Below are 19,489 nucleotides of genomic sequence, written 5' to 3'. Positions count from 1 at the left end.
ACAGGGTGCGTCGGAGCGTCAGCCCTGCTGGGCCTCCTCCGCCGCGATCGCGTCCTCCAGCGCCTGCTGCAGCCGCTCCTGCGCCTCGCCGTAGGCGGCCCAGTCGCCGTCGCGCTGGGCGGCGTTGGCGTCCTCCATGGCCTGGCGGGCGTCCTGCAGCGCGGCGTCCAGCTCGGACGACGGCGCCTCGGTGCTGTCCGGCGTGGACTCGCCGCTCGGCTCCTGGCTGGGCTCCTGGCTGGGTTCCGTGCCCGTCTCGCCCTCGCCCGTGGGCGGTGCGGTGGGCGCCTCGTCCTCGGCCGCCGCGCCGGCGTCGCCGGCCTGGGCACCCGAGTCACCGCCGAACACCTGGTCCAGCGCCTCGTCGAGCGTGTCTGCGAACCCGATGTCGTCACCGAACGCGACGAGCACCTTGCGCAGCAGCGGGAACTGCGTGCCACCGGTCGACTGGATGTAGACCGGCTGCACGTACAGCAGACCGCCGCCGACCGGCAGGGTGAGCTGGTTGCCCCGGCGCACCGTGGACGCGCCGATCTGCAGGATGTTCAGCTGCTCGGAGATGGTCGGGTTCGAGTCGAAGTTGTTCTGCACCTGGCCGGGGCCGGGCACGGTGGTGTCCCGTGGCAGCTCCAGCAGGCGTAGCTTCCCGTAGTCCTCGGACTTGGCACCCGCCTCACTGCCGGCGTCGGCATCCACCGCGAGGAACCCGGTGAGCACCTCACGGTCGGTGTTACCACCAGGGATGAAGGTCGACGTCAGCGAGAACGTGGACTCGTCCTGGCCGGGCATCTGCAGCGTCAGGTAGTACGGCGGCTGCAGCGGGGCGGTGGTCGCCTCCGACGTCGGGTCCGTCGGGTTGTTCCAGAAGTCCTGGCCCGAGAAGAACTCCGCGGAGTCCGTCACGTGGTACTGGCTGAGCAGGGTGCGCTGCACCTTGAACAGGTCCTCCGGGTACCGCAGGTGGCTCATCAGGTCGCCGGAGATCTCGTCCATCGGCTTGACCGCGCCCGGGAAGACGTTGCTCCACGCCTTCAGGATCGGGTCGTCGGCGTCCCACGCGTACAGGTCGACCGAACCGTCGTAGGCGTCGACCGTGGCCTTCACCGAGTTCCGGATGTAGTTGACCTCCTCCGGCAGCGCGACGGTGCCGCCGGCCTGCTGGGTGGTGAGCGTGTCCGCCACCGCCTCGTCGAGCGGGGTCGACGTCGAGTACGGCACGGCGTCGCTCGTGGTGTAGGCGTCGACGATCCACTTGACGCGGCCGTCCACGACCGCCGGGTAGACCCGGTTGTCGAGCGTCAGCCACGGCGCGACCTTGCTGACGCGCTGCTGCGGGTCCCGGTCGTAGAGGATCTGCGACTCGCTGGTGACGCGGTCGGAGAACAGCAGCTGCTCCTCGCCGAACTTCAGCGCGTACAGCAGCTTGCTGCCGAACGAGCCGACGTCGGGGCCGGCGTCGCCGGTGAACGTCGTGTTGACCTGGCCGCCGTCGTCCGCGTCGTCGGCCTGGTAGTCGAGCTCCCACGCCTTGGTGCCCTCGGGCGCGCCCACGATCGAGTACGTCGTGGTGCTCGGGCTGAAGTAGATGCGCGGCTCGTACTCGCCCTCGAGGTCGCTGATCGCGCCCTGGGACGGGATGCCGCCCTCGAAGAAGGCCGGACGCCCGTCCGGGCCCGGCTGGTTGCCGTACGCGGCGACGACGCCGTAGCCGTGCGTGTACACGGTGTGGTCGTTGACCCAGTTGCGCTGGTCCTGGCCCAGGCCGTCGAGGTTCAGCTCCCGCACGGCGATCACGGTGTCGCGGGACTCGCCGTCGATCTCGTACTTGTCGACCGACAGGGAGTCGTTGAAGTTGTAGTACTGCTTGTTCTGCTGCAGCTGGCGGAACGACGGCGAGACGATCTGCGGGTCCAGGAGCCGGATCGACGCGGCGGTGTCCGCGTCGGAGCGCAGGGCGCCCTCCTCCGCCTCGGTCGTGGCGTCGTACGGTTCCTTCTCGACGTCGTCGATGCCGAAGGCCGACAGGGTCGCGTCGATGTTGCGCTGGATGTACTCGCTCTCGAGCTCCTGCGCGTTCGGGTTCACCTGGAAGCGCTGGACGACGGCGGGGTAGATGCCGCCGATCGCGATGGCGGAGACGACCATGAGGCCGACGCCGATCGCGGGCAGACGCCAGTCGCCGCGGAACGCGGTGACGATGAACAGCGCGGCCACGAAGATCGCGACCACCGTGAGGATGCCCTTGGCGGGGATCACGGCGTGCACGTCGGAGTACGAGGCGCCGTCGAACCGGTCGCCCGCGTTGGTCAGGATCGAGTACCGGTCGAGCCAGTAGTTGGCGCCGATCAGCAGCAGGAGCACCGCGCCGATCACGGCCAGGTGGATGCGCGCGGCGGGGGTGGTGCGGGGGCCGCCGGCCGCGGCCGGGCCGACCCGGAGCCCGCCGTACAGGTAGTGCGTGATCACTCCGGCGATACCGGCGATAACCACCACCGAGATGAGGAACCCGACACCGAACCGCAGCGCGGGGAGCAGGAAGACGAAGAACCCGAGGTCCATGCCGAACTGCGGGTCCGTCTCACCGAAGGGCTCGCTGTTGAACGCCAGGAGGACGGTGCGCCACTGCGCCGACGCCGCGACGCCCGCGAAGAAGCCGATCAGCACCGGGGCCGCGATCATCACGACCCGGCGCAGCGGCTCGACCGCCTCGCGGTACTGGTCGAGCGTGGCCTGCTCGGGGGTGCTCGGCGCGTACACGGGGCGCGAGCGGTAGGCCGCGGTGAACGACCAGAACACGGCCCCGGCCATGACCAGGAAGCCGACGGCGAACAGCGCGCCGCGCATGCCCCACTCGGTCCAGATCACCCGGGAGAACCCGAGCTGCCCGAACCACATGACCTCGGTCCAGAACTGCGCTAGGAGAAGCAGGGCCGCGACGACGACGGCGACCGCGACGACCGCCACCCCCAGGGGACTGCGTCGTCGGGCTCGGGGTGCGCCGCCGGATGGGCGACGAGGTGCTGCGGCGAAGGACACTTCTGCGTTACCTCACGTCATGAATGGTTGGGCCGTACGCAGTTGGAACGGCCAGGCTCTGGTCAAGGTTCCCACCACAAGGTTCCCACATCCTCCAGATGTGCAACATGCGGTCAACACCCGGGATCCCGCCCGCGAGCGTCAGGAGCACGTCGGCAGGTCGGCTCCCTCGCCGCGCCCGATCTGCTCCACGGCGTCGCGCGCCTCGGCCAGCGTCGCCACCCTCACCACGCGCAGCCCGTCGGGCACGTTGCCCACCACCTGGTCACAGTTGTCGGCGGGCGCGAGGAACCACTCGGCGTCGTCGCGTACGGCGCCGTACAGCTTCTGCTCGATGCCGCCGATCGGACCCACCGTGCCCTCCGGGCTCATGGTCCCGGTACCCGCGATGATCTCGCCGTTCGCCTCGTCCTCGGGGGTGAGCTTGTCGATGATGCCGAGGGCGAACATGGTGCCCGCGCTCGGCCCGCCGATGTCCTCGATCTCGATGGAGACGTCCACGGGGAAGTCGTAGTGCGGGTCGATGAAGACACCGAGCACGGCCCGCTGGCCGTTGTCGGCGGTCGTGATGGTCACGTCCATGGTCCGCTCGCCCCGTTGCACGCCGAGCGTCACGTCCTCCCCCGGGGTCGTGCCGGCGAGCCCGTCGATGAGGTCGGCGTAGGTGCCCACGGGTTCACCCTGGAACTCCGTGATGACGTCGCCCTCCTTCAGCTTGCCCTCGGCCCCGGAGCCGGGCTCCGTGCCGGCGACGTCCAGCACGGCGGGCACGTCGTAACCGAGCTCCGTGAGCGCCGCGGCCGTGGCCGACTCCTGCGACGAGACCATCTCCGCCTGGCTGACCTCCTGCTGCTCCTCCTTGGTGGTGGCCTCCGGGAAGATCGCCTCCACCGGCAGCACCGAACGCCGCGGGTCCAGCCAGCCCTGGATCACCTGGCCGGCCATCATCGGGTAGCCCGGCCCGCCCAGGACGGACACCGTGGTCAGGCGCAGCTGCCCCGTGGACTCGTACGTGCGGGCGCCCTCGATCTGGATGAGGTTCCGCTCCAGGGTGTCCTCGGTGGGCCCCGGCGAGCGCATCGCGTAGGGCGTGGGCACGACCAGCGCCAGCGCGGCCAGGACGGCCGTGAGCAGCAAGGACACCCCGAGGGTGACCGTGCGGCGCGTGATCGGCGCAGGGGTCACCGCCAAGTCGTCGAACGGTGACGGCTCGGGCTGCGGAGCGTGCTGGAGGTCGCGCATGTCGGTCACCGGCCCATCATTCCTCACTTGCCTGGGGGTTCCGTGAATCGCACCCGAGCACAACCCCGTAGGCAAAGTTTTTCCACTTGAACGGTGTGTTATACCCCACCTTGACGCCGATAACCGGTACGGTCGTCCCGTGGCCCACGACGCCCTGACGTCCGTGGAGGTGCGCCGGAGCCGCCGTCGCACCGCCACGGTGAGCGCATACCGCGACGGTGGACGGACCATCGTCGCCATTCCTGCGCGCTTCTCTCGGGCTCAGGAACGAGAGTGGGTGGCGAAGATGGTGGCCCGGCTCGAGGACAAGGAGCGGCGGCGTCGCCCCTCCGACCAGGAGCTCATGGACCGCGCCGGCGAGCTCTCCGCCAAGTACCTCGGCGGCAGGGCCCGGCCCTCCAGCGTCCGGTGGTCGGCCAACCAGGGCAGGCGCTGGGGATCGTGCACGCTGCTGGACGGCTCCATCCGAATCTCCACCCGGCTGCAGGGGATGCCGTCCTGGGTGCTCGACTACGTGCTGCTGCACGAGCTGGCGCACCTGCTGCACGCCGGCCACGGCCCCGAGTTCTGGAAGATCCTCGAGGTCTACCCCCGGACGGACCGCGCACGCGGCTTCCTGGAGGGCGCCTCGTTCACACAGGACGACAACGGCCAGGCCACCCCGGACGACGAGGAGGACTGAGCTCCTCCGCCGGGTTACTTGTCGGCGTCGTCCTGGTTCTGCCCCTCGTCGCCGAAGATCTCCTTGAGCGCCGCGTCGACGTCGGCATGCTCGTTCTCCGCCGCCTCGCGGCGCACCAGGTAGCCCGACGGGTCGTCCAGGTCCTCGGTGCCGGGCAGCAGGTCCGGGTGGTCCCACACCGCGTCCCGCCCGGCGGGCCCCTGGGCGCGGGCCACGATCGAGAACAGGGTCGCGGCGTCGCGCGACCGGCGCGGCCGCAGCTCCAGGCCGACCAGCGTCGAGAACGTCTGCTCGGCGGGCCCGCCGGCGGCACGCCGGCGGCGGATCATCTCCCGCAGCGGGATGGCGTGCGGCAGGTGCGGCAGCGCGGCCATGGCGCTGACCTCGTCCACCCAGCCCTCGACCAGCGCGAGCGTCGTCTCCAGGTTCAGGAGCACGGCCTTCTGCTCGTCCGTGTTCTGCAGGCCGAAGACCCCGCCCGACAGCGCGCTGCGCAGCGCGTCGGAGTCGGCGAGGTCGATGTCGCGCACCTGGGCCTCAAGCGCGTCGAGGTCGATGGTGATGCCGCGCGCGTACCGCTCCACGATCGACAGCAGGTGCGAGCGGAGCCACGGGACGTGGGTGAACAGGCGCGCGTGGGCCGCCTCGCGCACCGCGAGGAACTGCCGCACCTCCTCCAGCGGGGCATCCAGGCCGTCCGCGAACTCGGCCACGTTGGTGGGGAGCAGCACGGTGTCGGGGCTGTCGAGCAGCGGCAGGCCGACGTCGGTGGCGCCGAACACCTCGCGCGAGAGCGTGCCCGCGGCCTGGCCCACCTGCATGCCGAACACGGCGGAGCCGAGCCGGCGCATCATCTGGGCCGGGTCGATCGAGCCGCCCAGGCCGTGCAGCACGCCGGCGGGCATGCCGGGCACGGCCTCGCCGTCGTCCACGCCCTCCGGGAGCTGGTCGCGCAGCACCGTGGCGAGCGCCTCCGAGACGGAGGACGCCACGGGCGCGGCGAGCTCGTTCCACACCGGGAGCGTGGCCTCGACCCACTCGGACCGGTTCCACGCGCGTCGCGTGCCGCCCGCCGGCGGGAGGTCGGTCACGGCGTCGAGCCAGAGCTCGGCCACGCCGAGCGCGTCCGTCGCGTCCTTGGCCTGCTTGCCGGTCAGGGACGGGTCGCCCTCGCTGACCGCGACCTGCCGCGCGACGTCGTGCGCGACGTCGGCGTTGACCGGTCCGGTGCCCTCGGCCGAGAGCATCTTCTGCACCTGGGCCAGGGCGTACTGCATCATCACCGGGTCCGGTGCGCCACCGAGCGCCGTCGGGTCGATGCCGCGTTCGCGCATCTCCGCCATGACCTCGTCTGCGCCGTCGCCGAGCATGGAGCGCAGCATCTCCTCCCACGACTGGGGAGTATCGCCGGGCTGGTGCTGGTCGCTCATAGTGTTCACCGTAACCGGGTCCGCAAGGGTTGCGCCGTCCATTTGGCTCTGGGCGCAGCCGGGAACTTCCGGACCGCTCGATGCTTTGGATATGCCTCCGGGCCTGTGGACAACGGCCCCGGCGCGCCGCCGTCAGGCATCGTGGTGGGCATGAAGCGCACCCCCGCCCTGCGGCTCCGGCCCGGCACGCCCGTGCTCACCCGCGGCGGCGGTCAGGTGCAGTGCGGCTCGGACCCGCGCTGGTCGTTCGTGCTGTCCGGGCTCACGCCGGCCGAGGAATCGTGGCTGGAGGAGATCGCGGAGCGGCGGCACGTGACGGTCGAGCAGTCGGCCGCGCGGTGCGGCGTGCCCGCCGAGCGGCGGGACGAGATCATGGGCGCCCTGGTCCGGGCGGGCGTGCTCGTCCCCGTCCCGGGAGCGGTCGGCGTGGTGACCGCCCCGGCCGACGGGGCGGCGGACGCGACCGCGCTCGGCATGCTGCGGCCCGACGGCGCCGGGCTCGCCACGCTCGCGGAGCGCGCCGGGCGGGTCGTCGGCGTCGTCGGGCTCGGGCGGCTGGGTACGGCGGTCGCGCTGCACCTCGCGACGGCGGGGGTGGGCGGCCTCGTGCTGTGCGACCCGCTGCCGGTGCAGACCACCGACGTCGGGCTGGGCGGCCTACGGGCGGCCGACGTGGGCGAGGCGCGCGACCTGGCCGTCCAGGCCCTGCTCGCGGACCGTTCCCCGCGCGTCGGGGTCCGGGTGGACGTCGACGCCAGGGGCGGCACGGGGCTGGACCCTGCGGCGCTCGACGTCGTCGTGGTCACCGAGCCGCACGCGGCGCACCCGGCGCGGTACCAGCGGCTGCTGGGCCTCGGGGTACCGCACCTGCCGGTCGTGGTGCGTGAGGCCGACGTCGTGGTGGGCCCGCTGGTGCGGCCTGGCCGGTCAGCCTGCGTGAGCTGCGTCGACCTCGCCCACGCGGACGCCGACCGGGAGTGGCCGGCGCTGGCGGCCCAGCTCCGCAAGACGCCGGAGCCGACGCACGAGGCGACGCTCGCCGCCGTGGCAGCGGCGACGGCCGCGGGCCAGGTGCTCGCCCAGCTGGACGGGCACCGGCCGGCGGCCGTCGGTGCGTGCCTGGAGATCTCGCTCCCGGCGGGGATCCCCCGCGCCCGGCCGGCGGAGCCGCACCCGCGGTGCGGGTGCGTGGTCCTGCCGGTCCGGGCGGCCTGACCCGCGGGTCATGCGGCGGCGACGTTCTCCGACTTGCGGGGCCGGCCACGGCCGCGCTTGCGGGCTACGACGGCGCCGTCCACGAAGACCTCGCCGCCCCAGACGCCCCACGGCTCGTTACGGTCGAGGGCGCCCGCGAGGCAGCCCTCGATGAGGGGGCACGTCCGGCAGAGGGCCTTGGCCTGCTCCACCTGGGTGCTGTGCTCGGCGAACCACAGCTCCGGGTCGTTGGTACGGCACGGCAGCAGTGTGTCCATGAGCCGGTTGAACTCCGCCGAGTCCGAACCGGTCCCGCTCGTGGCGGGGTGTTGAGGCGGGTCCCAGGGGCCCGAGCCGCCCTGGGGAAGAGTGTCGAGGAGCGCAGTGAGGCGCACGGTTGTCTCCTGTGTCCTGAAGGAACGTCGTCGATGAACGTTGGTGGTGCAGGACCCAGGGGCTAGATCCTTGCCGGGCCGGCCGAGGTGGGGCCGGGTCTCCGGGCAAGAATTAAGGCCGCGGGTCCTAGGTGGACTCCGCGGCCTGGAACTCTTCGGTCGTCAGACCGGTGAGTCTCCTGGAGATGCGGAGTCGGGTGCGAGAGCGGACGGCTTGACGCCTCCGCGGTGAGTGCGCGCGCGGAAAGGCAGAGCTGCGCCAGTGGCCGGGACGGGCTCGTAGCCGAGCACGTGCTTGCACACCTGCAGATCCGTCTGCGGAATCATGTTCATCTCCAATGCACCCACCTCCTCACTCGAATCCGGGCCAAGCCTCTCGGCCTCGCCCACTGCTGTCAGGGACATGTGAACACTATGCCGGGCCGCCTTGGCGAGCCAACTCTTTTTCCAAACTTTCTTGAGAAGTTTTTCGGACCACCCCGGGAGGGGTCCGAAACGGCTCAAGAAGCCGGTGCGTTCGCCACGATCGCGAGGATCGTGGGGCCGTACCTGTCGATCTTCGCAGGACCGATCCCGTTCACGCGAGCAAGTTCGGTCGTGCCCGAAGGTCGGATCTCCGCGATGGCCGCCAGGGTCGCGTCCGTGAGCACCGTGTAGGCGGGCTTGTCGGTCTCCCGGGCCACCTCCCGCCGCCACTCGCGCAGCGCGTCGAAGAGCGCGGCGTCGTGCTCGCCGGTGAGCTGCGTGCGGGCCTGGCCCTTCGGCCCTGTCCGGGCGCGAGCCGCGCGCGGCGCGCGCGGCTCGTCCGGCCAGAGCCCGTCGAGGAACCGCGTGCGCTTGCGTGTGGCCCGCCCGCCCGGGTTGCGCGAGCGGGCGAACGACACGTCCAGGTGCTCGCGGGCCCGGGTGATCCCCACGTACAGCAGCCGGCGCTCCTCGTGCACCGCGTCGTCGGTCTCCGCCAGCGAGATGGGCATGAGGCCCTCGCTCATCCCCGCGAGGAACACCGCGTCCCACTCCAGGCCCTTCGCCGCGTGCAGCGAGGCGAGCGTGACGCCCTCGACCGTCGGCGCGTGCTGCGCGGAGGCCCGCTCGTCGAGCTCCGCCACGAGCCCGGAGACGGTCGCGGGGCTCTCCGGCGTCGCGGCCGCCGCCAGGTCGTCGGCCAGCGAGACGAGCGCCTGCATCGCGTCCCAGCGCTCCCGGGCCGCGCCGCGGGCCGACGGCGGCTGGTCGGCCCAGCCGGCGGCGGCGAGGATGTCGCGCACCTGGTCCGGCATGGACGCCGCCGGGTCGGCCGACCGGGCCGCGCCCCGGAGCAGCACCAGCGCGTCCCGCACCTCCTTGCGCTGGAAGAACCGCTGGCCGCCGCGCACGAGGTAGCCCACCCCGGCGTCGGCGAACGCGGCCTCGAACGCCTCGGACTGCGCGTTGGTGCGGTACAGCACGGCGATCTCGCTGGGCTTCACGCCCGACCCGATCAGGCGCGCGGCCCGGGTGGCGATGCCCTTCGCCTCGGCCTCGTCGTCGTCGTACGCCGTGAACGCGACCGCCGGGCCCGGCTCGCGCTGCGCGATCAGCTCGAGCGCCTGGTGCGCGCCGCCCGCCCGGCCCGCCCGCTTGAGCACCTCGTTGGCGAGGTTCACCACCTGGGGAGTTGAGCGGTAGTCGCGCACGAGGCGCACCTCCTGCGCCTCCGGGAAGGTGCGCCGGAAGTCGAGGAGGTGCCGCGGGGTGGCGCCGGTGAAGGAGTAGATGGTCTGCGACGGGTCGCCCACGACGCACAGCTCCCTGCGCCCGCCCAGCCACTGGTCCAGCAGGAACTGCTGCAGGGGCGAGACGTCCTGGTACTCGTCGACCACGAAGTGCTTGTACTGCGAGCGCACCTCGTCCGCCACGATCTTGTGGCTGTTGAGCATGTCCGCGAGCATGAGCAGGACGTCCTCGAAGTCGATGACCTCGCGCTCGGTCTTCACGTCCTCGTACGCCGTGATGAGGCGGGCCACGGCCTGCGCGTCGTAGCCCGACGGCGCCTCGCGGCCGGTCCGGTACGCCGCCTTCTCGTAGTCGTCCGCGGCGACCAGCGAGACCTTGGCCCACTCCACCTCGCTGCTCAGGTCGCGGACCGCCACGCGGTCCACGCTGAGGCCGACGCGCCGCGCGGCCTCGGCGACGATCGGGGCCTTGAACTCCTGCAGCCGCGGCGGGGCGCCGCCGACCACCCGCGGCCAGAAGTAGCCGAGCTGCCGCAGCGCCGCGGAGTGGAACGTCCGGGCCTGCACCCCCTGGACGCCCAGGCCCCGCAGACGGGTGCGCATCTCCCCCGCGGCACGCGCCGTGAACGTCACCGCCAGCACGCTGGTCGGCTTGTACGCGCCGATGCGGACGCCGTACGCGATGCGGTGCGTGATGGCGCGGGTCTTGCCCGTACCCGCCCCCGCCAGCACGACCACGGGCCCGTTGAGCGCGAGAGCGACCTCGCGCTGCTCGGGATCGAGCGCGGTCAGGATCGCGTCGGGGCTCATCGGTCCAGGATGATTCGAACCGTCGGCGGAGTTGGTCTGGGTGAGCATCGTCTGCGATTCTCGCAGCAACCACCGACAAGGAGAACAGATGTCCGAGACGACCACGCCGATTCCCGAGGACGGGACCGTCCTCATGTACTCGACCACCTGGTGCGGGTACTGCCGGCGGCTGCGCACGCAGCTCGACTCCGAGGGCATCGGCTACACCGTCATCGACATCGAGGAGCAGCCCGAGGCCGCCGCGTTCGTGGAGCAGGTCAACGGCGGCAACCAGACCGTGCCCACGGTGGTCTACCCGGACGGCTCCGCCGCGACCAACCCGAGCCTCGCCCAGGTGAAGCAGGCCCTCGCGGCCTGAGGCCGGTCAGGCCTCGTCGAGGGTCGCCTCGTCCAGGTCCTCCAGCATCGACGTCGCGTCCTCGACCACCTCGGGCAGCCGGTGCCGCACGCCGTGCAGGAGCCAGCGTGCGAGCGCCAGCTCGCCCACGAGCATCGCGCGCTCGGCGAGGCGCGAGTCGCTCAGCTCGGTGCGGCGCAGCTGGTAGGCCTCCATGATCGAGTCCACGGCCTCCATCGGCGCCGCGGCGATGAGCCACGCGAGGTCGTCCGCGGGGTCCGCGACCCGGGCCTCCGCCCAGCCCGAGACCGCGACGACCCGCTGCCGGTCCACGAGGAGCTGGTCGGGGGCCAGGTCGCCGTGCGTGACGACGGGCTTGAACCGCCACAGCGACACGTCCTCCAGGGCGGTCTCCCAGCGGCGCAGCAGGGTGGGCGGGACACGGCCGGTCTTCGCGGCCTCGTCCACCTCGGTGAGCCGACGCTCGCGGTACTCGGACGCGGTGTAGCTGGGCAGCCCGCACGTCTCGACGACCGACGTCGGCAGCTCGTGGATGGCCGCTATGGCCCGGCCCAGGTCGGCGGCCAGCCCGGGGCCCTGCTCCAGGACCTCGACGTCGAGGTTGTCGCCGATGATCCTGCGGTGCACGACGGCGCGGCCGCCCTCCGGCAGGAGGGCGTACCCCGCGACCTGCGGGACCACGAACGGGAGCACGCCCGTGTCGATGTAGAGCCGGAGCGCGTCGAGCAGCTCGATCTCGGCCTCCAGCGCGGCCCCGGCCACCGTCGTGCGGGGCGCGCGCACCACCCACTCCTGGTCGTCCGCGCCGGTCACGACGGCGACGTCGTAGTCGCCGGCGAGGTCTCCGACGCGCACCGACCGGGCGTCGAGACCCGGCACTGCGGCGGTCGAGAGGGCGGCGAGAGCGAGGGGCGTGCGGGACACGTGCTCACCCTAGAGCAGCGCCCGGCGCTCGACGGGGCAGGACCGTGGCGTGTCCGGCGTCTCCGCCCGAGACGTCTGGCATCACGCGCTCCCGCGGGCGACTAACGTCGTCCCGTGCGTTCTCTCGACCTCCCCTTCGCCCGCGCCGCCCACGACCGCGCCGCGCACCGGCGCGCCGAGCCCGGTCTCCTCGACGACCTGCTCAAGGAACCGGCCACGCGGGTGCTGGTGGTGCGCGGCACCCGCGTCGCCACGGTGGAGCAGCGACTCGCCTTCTTCGCGCCCGACGACGTCGCGCACCTGGCCGTCCGGACGCACCTCTTTCTCGGGGAGGCCGACGGCGTCGCCCACCTCGCCGCGCTGCTGGACGACCCGGACCGCCGGGCCGGGGCCGAGCCCGTGCCGGAACCCGACCTCGACGCCGGGTGGACGGGCATCCGCTCGCTCGACGCGTCCGACCTGGAGGTGGGGCTGGTGGTCGAGGCGGTCGCCCTCGCCCAGTGGCACGCGGTCTACACGCACTGCCCGCTGTGCGGCACGCGGACCGAGGTGCGGCAGGGCGGCTGGGTGCGGCACTGCCCGGCGGACGAGTCCAACCACTTCCCGCGCACCGACCCCGCGGTGATCATGGCGATCACCGACGCGGACGACCGCCTGCTGTTGGCCCGCGGCCCGCAGTGGGACCTGGGCCGCCGTTCGGTGCTGGCCGGCTTCGTGGAACCCGGGGAGGGCCTGGAGCAGGCGGTGGCGCGCGAGACGGCGGAGGAGGTCGGCGTCGCCGTCGATCCGGCGTCGATCGAGTACCGCGGCAGCCAGTCGTGGCCGTTCCCGGCCTCGCTCATGCTGGGCTTCCGTGCGCGCGCGACCACCACGGGGCTGGTACGGCAGGAGGACGAGATCGCCGAGGCCGACTGGTTCACCCGCGACGAGGTCGCCACCGCGGTCGCGGACGGGCACCTGGGCCTGCCCGGGCACACCTCGATCGCGCGTTCCCTGATCGAGGAGTGGTTCGGTGGGCCGATCGAGGACTGACTCCGCCGTCGCCGGTGGTCAGGCGCCCCGGATCAGCGCCTCGAGCTCGGCCTCGTCGAGGAGCCGGTCCGGGCGCACCGTGGTGTCCGAACCCACGTAGTAGAAGGCCGCGCTCACCTGGTCCAGCGGCAGCCCCGTCCAGCGGGACCACGCCAGCCGGTACACGGCGAGCTGCACCTCGCGCGCGGCGCGCGCCGTCGCGTCGAGCGGCTCGCGGCCCGTCTTCCAGTCGACCACCACGACGGCGTCCGGACCCGTCGCCGGGTCCTTGAAGACGGCGTCCATGCGGCAGCGCAGCATGACGCCGGCGACCGGCGTCTCGACGTCGACCTCGACCGCGACGGGCATCCGCGCCGACCACTCCGAGCCCAGGAAGGTGTCGCGCAGCTTGTCGAGGTCGGTGTCCTCCGGGAGGTCGTCGTCCTCGGCGCTGGGCAGGTCGTCGACGTCGAGCAGCGTGGCGGACGTGAAGAACTGCTCCACCCACTCGTGGAACCGGGTGCCGCGCCGGGCGTGCACGGTGGGCTGCACCGGCACGGGCCGGCGGAGCTGGAGCGCGAACGCGTCGCGGTCCGCGGCGAGCCGCACCAGCCCCGAGGCCGAGACGTGCGCCGGGAACGCGACCTCGCGGTCCGCGTGCCGGTTCCGCTCGGCCAGGAGCATCCGGGCCAGGTCGACCAGGTCGTGGCCGGCCGCGTCGGCGAGGACGCCCTGCGGCGCGGTCAGCGCGTCCGCCGGGAGGCGCATGGCGGCGAGCGCGACCAGGCGCTCGTCGGCCGCCTCGTCCACGAGTGCGGCCGTGGCGCGCAGGACGTCGCGGGCGGTGGGCTGCTGGTCGGGCCGTCGTTCGTCCGAACCCCCGTCCGGGGCCGGCCACACGGCCGTGATCTCCTCCGCGTTGCGCGGGTTCTCGGCGTCGGGCTCCGGCATCGGGGCCCACAGGTCCGCCTTGACGAGCTCGGCGTCGGCCAGCTCGGCGAGGAACGGGGAGACGCCGCGCGGGCGGCTCGCCGTGCCCCACCAGGAGGCGGTGAGGAAGAGCTCGCGCCGGGCCCGCGTGAACGCGACGTAGGCCAGCCGGCGCTCCTCGGCGAGGCGGTGCTCGCCGCACTCGGCTTTGAACTCGTCCCGCAGCGCGACGAGATCCTTGGTGTCGGAGGCGTGCTCCCAGTCGAAGCGGGGCAGGTCGTCCGCGTCCCCGCGCAGGTGGTAGGGCAGCTCGCCGAGGTCGGACAGCCAGCCGGACGACGACTCGCCCGACCTGGAGCCGCGGTCCCAGGTGGGGAACGCGCCGTCGGCCAGGCCGGCCACGGCCACGGCGTCCCACTCCAGGCCCTTCGCGGCGTGCGCGGTGATGACCTGGACGGCGTCCGGGTCGGGCTCGTGCACCGGCATGTCGAGCCCACGCTCCCGCTCGCCCGCGACGCCGAGCCAGGCGAGGAAGGCGCCGAGCGTCGCCGTGTCCGAGGACTGCGCGAACGACGCCGCGACGTCCCGGAACGCGTCGAGGTGCTCGCGCCCGCGGTCGCTCACCGCGCCGCCCACCCCGGCGCCGGCCAACGCGAGGGCGGTGGCCGCCTCGACGTCGAGGCCGAGCGCGCGCTCGGCCTGGACGACCAGCTCGGGGAGCGAGAGGTAGGTGAGGCCGCGCAGGTCGCGCAGCAGCCGGGCGAGCGCCGCCAGCCGGCGGTGCGCGTCCTCCGACAGCACGCGGCCGTCGCGCGCCGGCTCGCCCGCCGGCGGGAGGTCGTCGAGCGCGTCCACGATCGAGCGGTGGTCGGAGATGTCGCCCTCGACCACGCGCAGGTCGTCGTCCGGCACGGGCTCGGCCGTGGCGGCCGCGGCCCGGCGCGGGTCGTCCAGCCGGGCCAGGTCGGCCGCCCAGGAGCCGAGCGCGTGCAGGTCGGCCGCGCCGAGGTTGAGGCGCGGGCCGGTGAGCAGGCGCAGCAGGGAGTCGCCGCGCGACGGGTCGTGCGCGGCCTGCAGCAGCGCCACGACGTCGACCACCTCGGGCGTGGACAGCAGGCCGCCTAGGCCGACCACCTCGACCGGGAGGCCGCGGCGGCGCAGCGCCACCTCGATCGCGGGGAACTGGGCCCGCGCGCGGCAGAGCACGGCGGCCGTGGCCCGCCCGTCCGGGTGGGCGCCGGAACGCCACCGCTCGGCCACCCACTCGGCGACGGCCTCGGCCTCCTCCTCCAGAGTGGCCGCGACGTGCGCCGTCACCACGCCCTCGCCGGCGTCGGGCCGCAGGTCCAGCGGCGGTACCTCGACGGTCGCGGCCGCGCCGGTCCGCGAGCGCAGCGGCCCGGACACGATGTTCGCGGCGGTGAGGACGGCGGCGTCGTTGCGCCAGGACGTGGAGAGGTAGTGCACGGCGGCGGGGACGCCGTCGTCGCGCTGGAAGCGGTCGGGGAAGCGCGCGAGGCCCGCGGCGGAGGCGCCGCGCCACCCGTAGATGGACTGGTGCGGGTCGCCGACTGCGGTGACCGGGTGCCCGCCGCCGAACAGGCCGGAGAGCAGCTCGACCTGGGCGTAGGAGGTGTCCTGGTACTCGTCGAGCAGCACCACCTCGAACCGGGCCCGTTCGGCGGCGCCCACCATGGGCACCTCGCGGGCGAGCTGCGCGGCGAACGACACCTGGTCGCCGAAGTCGAGCGCCTCGGCGATGCGCTTGCGACGGCGGTACTCGACCACGAGGTCCACGAACCGGGCCCGCTCGGCGATCGAGCCGATGAGCTTGTCCACGTCCTTGGTGCGCCTCTTCTGCCGCGGGCCCAGCGGCACGGACTCGAGGTGCTCGGCCATGTCGGTGAGCCGGGCGCGGGCGTCCGCGGGGTCCACGAGGTGCTCGCCCAGCGCGTCGGACAGCGCCACGACGGCCGCCGTCACGGTGCTGACGGCCCGGTCGGTGGCGAGGTCCTCGTCCCAGGACTCCACCACCTGCGACGCGAGCTGCCACTGCTCGGCCTGACCGAGGAGGCGGGCGCTCGGCTCGACGCCGAGGCGGAGGCCGTGGTCGGCCACGAGGGAGGCGGCGTAGGCGTTGTAGGTCGCGACGGTGGGGCGGTCGAGGTCCAGGCCAGCCAACGCCTCGCCCGACTCCTCGCCGAGCGCCCGGTTGAGCTGGGCGAGCCGGGTCTGGACGCGCTGGGTGAGCTCGCCCGCGGCCTTGCGCGTGAAGGTGAGGCCGAGCACCTGCTCGGGGTGGACCAGCTTGTTGGCGATCAGCCACACCACGCGCGCGGCCATGGTCTCCGTCTTGCCGGAGCCCGCGCCCGCGACGACGAGGGCGGGCTCCAGCGGGGACTCGATGACGCGGACCTGCTCGTCGGTGGGCTCGTGCCGCCCCAGCAGCCGTGCGATGGCCCGGGCGGACAGGCGGATCTCCGGCTCGTGCCCGGTCACTCGACCACCTTCCGTCCCTCGGGCTGCAGCGGGCAGGACCGCCGCACCGCGCACATCTCGCACAGGTCGTTGTTCCGGGCCGCGAACCGGGCGGCGGCCATGGTGTCGGCGGCGCCCTCGACGGTGTCGCGCGCCCAGCTGTTGCCCTCGGCGTCGGGGGCGAGCGCCGGCTGGTTCCGCACGCTCGCCGAGACCGTCTCGGTGCCGACGTAGACGAGGCTCGCGCCCTTGCTGACCGTGCCCTCGGGCAGGTCGAGCGCACCCTCCTCGACGGCGAGCTGGTAGGCGCCGAGCTGCGGGTTCTCCACCGCCTTGTCCTTGCTGGCCGCGGTCTTGCCGGTCTTGAGGTCGGCCACGGTCACGCCGCCGTCGCCGGCGTCCTCGACACGGTCCACCTGGCCGCGCAGCCGGGCGCGCCCGACCCGCAGGTCGAAGTCGGCCTCGACGAGCAGCGGCTCCCCCGAGTCCCCCAGGTACTCCGCCAGCCGTTCCACCATGCGCTCGGCACGCTTGCGCAGCTGCAGCGACGGCCAGCCGTCGGGCAGCGCCAGTTCGGGCCAGCGGCGGTCCAGCTCCGTCCTCAGGTCGGTGAGCGAACCCTTCGGGTGGCTCTGCGCGATCGAGTGGAGCAGCGTGCCGAGGGTCTGGTGCGTGGCGTCCGGCTTGGTGCCGCCCGCCGACTCGAACGCCCACCGCAGGGCGCAGGTGGTCACCGTCTCGACCTTGGAGGGCGACACAGTCACCGTGTCCCGGGCGCCCCACAGCGGCACCTCGCTCGAGACGCCGGCCACGCCGTACCAGGTGCTCGGGTCCGCCTCGGCCACGCCGGCCGCAGCGAGGTCGGCGAGCAGCGCCGCCGCGGGCTGCGCACCGGGTGCCGGCTCAGGTCCGGCCGCCGTCCGCACGAGCTCCGAGCGCGCCGCGGCCACGACCCCGCGCAGGTCGAGCGGCGGGCCGACCGGGACCCGCCGCGGGTCCGGCCCGTCGCCGCCGTCGTCCCGGGGGGACACGAGGTCGCAGAACACGCTCGGGGACTCCTCGGTGTCCTCCACCGCGGTCACGAGCAGCCGCCGCCGGGGGCGCGAGACCGCCACGGCGAAGGCGCGCAGCTCGTCGGTGAGCACCTGGCGGCGGGCCTCGGCGCCCACCACCCGGCCGTCCTCGGACCGGCCCGCGATGAGCTCGACGAGCGCCTGGGAGCCGAGCAGGGAGTCGCGCAGCCGCAGGTCGGGCCACACGCCGTCCTGCACGCCGGCGACGACGACCACATCCCACTCCCGCCCCGCCGCGCCGGGCGGCGTGAGCGCCTCCACGGCGCCCGTGCCCTGCGCGGAGGCCGCCAGGGAGTCGGCCGGCAGGTCCTGCGACGCCAGGTAGTCGACGAAGGCGCCGACCGGCGCACCCGGCATCCGGTCGACGAACGTCTCGGCCGCACGGAACAGCGCGAGCACGGCGTCGAGGTCCCGGTCGGCCCGCAGGCCCGCGGGGCCGCCGGCCAGGGCCGCGGCACTCCACCGTTCGGCCAGACCGGTCGCGGCCCAGGCCGCCCAGAGCACGGTCTGCGCCGTGGCGCCCGGCTCCCCCGCCGCCTCCCGGCCCGCGGCAAGCACCCGGGCCACCGCGAGCGGTCCGCGCCGGACCTGCGTGGGCAGCAGGGCCGCGCGTGCCGGGTCCGCGAGCACCTCGACGAGCAGCGCGTCCGAGGTGCGGCCGCCACCCGCGGAGAGCTCCTCCGCCCGCAGGGCGCGCCGCAGGCGCCGGAGAGCCACCGCGTCGAGCCCGCCGATCGGCGAGATGAGCAGCAGCGCCGCCGTCTCCGGGTCCAGCACGGGCTCGTCGCCGTCGAGCTCCTCGGCGATCAGTGCCTCCAGGCTCCCGCGCGGCGCGCCCGCGCACGTCTTCACGGCGGCCAGGAGCGGCGCCACGGCGGGCTCGTCGCGCAGCGGCAGGTCCGACCCGAGCAGCGCCACGGGCACCGACGCGGAGACCAGCTCGCGGCGCAGCGCCCCCAGCCGCGTGCCGCTGCGCGCGATCACCGCCATGCGCTCCCAGGGCGTGCCCCGCAGCAGGTGCTCCGCACGCAGCTCGCGCGCGATCCACGCCGCCTCCTGAGCGGCGCCCGCGAGCACCGCCACCTGGACGGCCGGCGGCGCGTCCTCGGCGGCGGGCTCCTCGTCCGCACGCGCCGTCGCGCGGCGGTGCAGCGCGCTCGCCGACACCGGGATCCGGTTCGTCACCGCGCGGGTCACGGCACGCAGCTCCGGCCGCTGACGCCAGACCGTCCCGAGCACCACCGTCTCGGCGTCGAACGCGCCGAAGGCACGTCCGGGGCCGGCGGGCGCGGCGGCGCGGCCGGTGAGCCCCGGCGCGGCGCCGCGGAACGTCTGGACGGCGGAGTCCGGGTCGGACAGCAGGACCAGCCGCGCGCCGTCGTCGTGCAGCACGCGCAGGAGGCGGACCGTCGCGGCCGTCGCCTCCTGGTAGTCGTCCACCACGACCAGGTCCCAGGTCGGCCGCGGCGCGCCCGGCACCTCGTCCTCCCAGGAGCGCAGGGACTCCGCGGCCTCGTCGATCACGACGGCGGGGTCGTACCGCGGCCCGGCGTCGGGCGTGGCGAGCCGCAGCGCCATCGTGTCGAGGTACTCCTCGTAGAGCTGCGCGGCCATGATCCACTCGGGGCGGTCGTGGGCCCGGCCCATCTCGTCGAGCTCGACCGGTCCGAGGCCACGCTCGGCGGCCCGCATCAGCAGGTCCCGCAGCTCCTGGCGCAGGCCGCGCAGGCCCAGCGACTCCTCCGGCAGCCCGACCGGCAGCCGCAGGGGCCGCCCCTCGCCCGCGACGTGCCCGGCGAGCAGCTCAGCCAGCACGAGGTCCTGCTCGGGGCCGGACACCAGGGTCGGCGTGGGCTGCCCGAGCGCCGCGGCGCGCGTGTGCAGCACCGCGAACGCGGCCGACGACGCCGTGCGCACCATCGGGGCGCCGACCGTGCGCCCGGCCTGGGCCGCCACCTCGTCCCGCAGCCGCGCCGCCGCACGACGCGACGACGCCAGGACCAGGACCCGCTCCGGCTGCACCCCGGACATCAGCGCCCGGACCGCCACCTCGCAGGCCACCGTCGTCCGGCCCGACCCCGGGGCCCCCAGGACCAGCGTCGCGGGCCGGCTCAGCGCGGACTCGACGGCGGCCGCCTGGCTGTCGTCGAGCCGCACGGAGGTGGCGCCGGCGGGACGGGTCCCGGGCGGCGCCAGCCGAGGTGCGAGGGT

Annotated in this window: 12 protein-coding genes; 4 read left to right on the top strand and 8 right to left on the bottom strand. The window is 74.0% G+C overall.

Features of this window, described 5'->3' with window-relative positions:
• Nucleotides 1-18: 18 nt before the first annotated feature.
• Together QRN56_RS11320 and QRN56_RS11315 are read right to left on the bottom strand one after the other, a co-directional pair.
• Nucleotides 19-3,036 (bottom strand): UPF0182 family membrane protein, encoded by a 3,018-nt coding sequence (locus tag QRN56_RS11320; RefSeq protein WP_285103262.1) that lies wholly within the window; start codon nucleotides 3,034-3,036, stop codon nucleotides 19-21.
• 141 nt (nucleotides 3,037-3,177) lie between these two features.
• On the bottom strand, nucleotides 3,178-4,278 hold the full coding sequence (locus QRN56_RS11315; protein WP_285103452.1) for a YlbL family protein: 1,101 nt from the start codon (nucleotides 4,276-4,278) through the stop codon (nucleotides 3,178-3,180).
• A gap of 139 nt (nucleotides 4,279-4,417) precedes the next feature.
• Here QRN56_RS11315 and QRN56_RS11310 point away from each other — a divergent pair, with 139 nt between their 5' ends.
• Complete coding sequence (locus tag QRN56_RS11310; RefSeq protein ID WP_285103261.1) at nucleotides 4,418-4,960, top strand: SprT-like domain-containing protein; 543 nt, start codon at nucleotides 4,418-4,420, stop codon at nucleotides 4,958-4,960.
• Between the two features lie 14 nt (nucleotides 4,961-4,974).
• Here QRN56_RS11310 and QRN56_RS11305 read toward each other — a convergent pair whose 3' ends face one another.
• The gene (locus QRN56_RS11305) at nucleotides 4,975-6,390 is read right to left on the bottom strand and encodes a zinc-dependent metalloprotease (RefSeq protein ID WP_285103259.1); all 1,416 of its coding nucleotides are present in this window, start codon (nucleotides 6,388-6,390) and stop codon (nucleotides 4,975-4,977) included.
• A gap of 150 nt (nucleotides 6,391-6,540) precedes the next feature.
• Here QRN56_RS11305 and QRN56_RS11300 point away from each other — a divergent pair, with 150 nt between their 5' ends.
• Nucleotides 6,541-7,605 carry a ThiF family adenylyltransferase gene (locus QRN56_RS11300; RefSeq protein WP_285103257.1) on the top strand — a complete coding sequence of 355 codons (1,065 nt, stop codon included), beginning with the start codon at nucleotides 6,541-6,543 and terminating at the stop codon, nucleotides 7,603-7,605.
• 8 nt (nucleotides 7,606-7,613) lie between these two features.
• On the opposite strand, the gene QRN56_RS11295 is transcribed toward QRN56_RS11300, so the two are convergent.
• Complete coding sequence (locus QRN56_RS11295; protein WP_285103255.1) at nucleotides 7,614-7,979, bottom strand: WhiB family transcriptional regulator; 366 nt, start codon at nucleotides 7,977-7,979, stop codon at nucleotides 7,614-7,616.
• Nucleotides 7,980-8,479: 500 nt separating this feature from the next.
• Nucleotides 8,480-10,504, bottom strand: a complete 2,025-nt coding sequence (locus QRN56_RS11290; protein ID WP_285103253.1) for an ATP-dependent DNA helicase UvrD2 — start codon at nucleotides 10,502-10,504, stop codon at nucleotides 8,480-8,482.
• Nucleotides 10,505-10,592: 88 nt separating this feature from the next.
• On the opposite strand from QRN56_RS11290, the gene QRN56_RS11285 reads away from it, so the two are divergent.
• On the top strand, nucleotides 10,593-10,862 hold the full coding sequence (locus QRN56_RS11285; protein ID WP_285103251.1) for a mycoredoxin: 270 nt from the start codon (nucleotides 10,593-10,595) through the stop codon (nucleotides 10,860-10,862).
• A 6-nt stretch (nucleotides 10,863-10,868) separates the two neighbouring features.
• Here QRN56_RS11285 and QRN56_RS11280 read toward each other — a convergent pair whose 3' ends face one another.
• Entirely contained in the window at nucleotides 10,869-11,786 is a 918-nt protein-coding gene (locus QRN56_RS11280; protein WP_285103249.1) for a phosphotransferase, read from the bottom strand.
• Between the two features lie 114 nt (nucleotides 11,787-11,900).
• On the opposite strand from QRN56_RS11280, the gene nudC reads away from it, so the two are divergent.
• A complete protein-coding gene (nudC, locus tag QRN56_RS11275) occupies nucleotides 11,901-12,818 on the top strand; it encodes an NAD(+) diphosphatase (protein ID WP_285103247.1) in 918 nt (305 codons plus the stop codon).
• Between the two features lie 18 nt (nucleotides 12,819-12,836).
• Here nudC and QRN56_RS11270 read toward each other — a convergent pair whose 3' ends face one another.
• Both QRN56_RS11270 and QRN56_RS11265 read right to left on the bottom strand, forming a co-directional pair.
• On the bottom strand, nucleotides 12,837-16,226 hold the full coding sequence (locus QRN56_RS11270) for an ATP-dependent helicase (protein WP_285103245.1): 3,390 nt from the start codon (nucleotides 16,224-16,226) through the stop codon (nucleotides 12,837-12,839).
• Complete coding sequence (locus QRN56_RS11265) at nucleotides 16,223-19,435, bottom strand: ATP-dependent helicase (RefSeq protein ID WP_502928789.1); 3,213 nt, start codon at nucleotides 19,433-19,435, stop codon at nucleotides 16,223-16,225. The genes QRN56_RS11270 and QRN56_RS11265 overlap by 4 nt, the downstream gene beginning before the upstream one ends.
• Between the last annotated feature and the right edge of the window lie 54 nt (nucleotides 19,436-19,489).

Origin of the sequence: Promicromonospora sp. MEB111 (assembly GCF_030209445.1) — a bacterium.
Lineage (GTDB): Bacteria > Actinomycetota > Actinomycetes > Actinomycetales > Cellulomonadaceae > Promicromonospora.
This window is presented reverse-complemented; position numbering and strand designations above follow the sequence as displayed.

What these genes read in the sequence shown, in the direction of transcription:
- QRN56_RS11290 (WP_285103253.1), bottom strand. Translation starts at nt 10,504, where the DNA reads ATGAGCCCCGACGCGATCCTGACCGCGCTCGATCCCGAGCAGCGCGAG.
- QRN56_RS11305 (WP_285103259.1), bottom strand. Translation starts at nt 6,390, where the DNA reads ATGAGCGACCAGCACCAGCCCGGCGATACTCCCCAGTCGTGGGAGGAG.
- QRN56_RS11285 (WP_285103251.1), top strand. Translation starts at nt 10,593, where the DNA reads ATGTCCGAGACGACCACGCCGATTCCCGAGGACGGGACCGTCCTCATG.
- QRN56_RS11315 (WP_285103452.1), bottom strand. Translation starts at nt 4,278, where the DNA reads ATGCGCGACCTCCAGCACGCTCCGCAGCCCGAGCCGTCACCGTTCGAC.
- QRN56_RS11300 (WP_285103257.1), top strand. Translation starts at nt 6,541, where the DNA reads ATGAAGCGCACCCCCGCCCTGCGGCTCCGGCCCGGCACGCCCGTGCTC.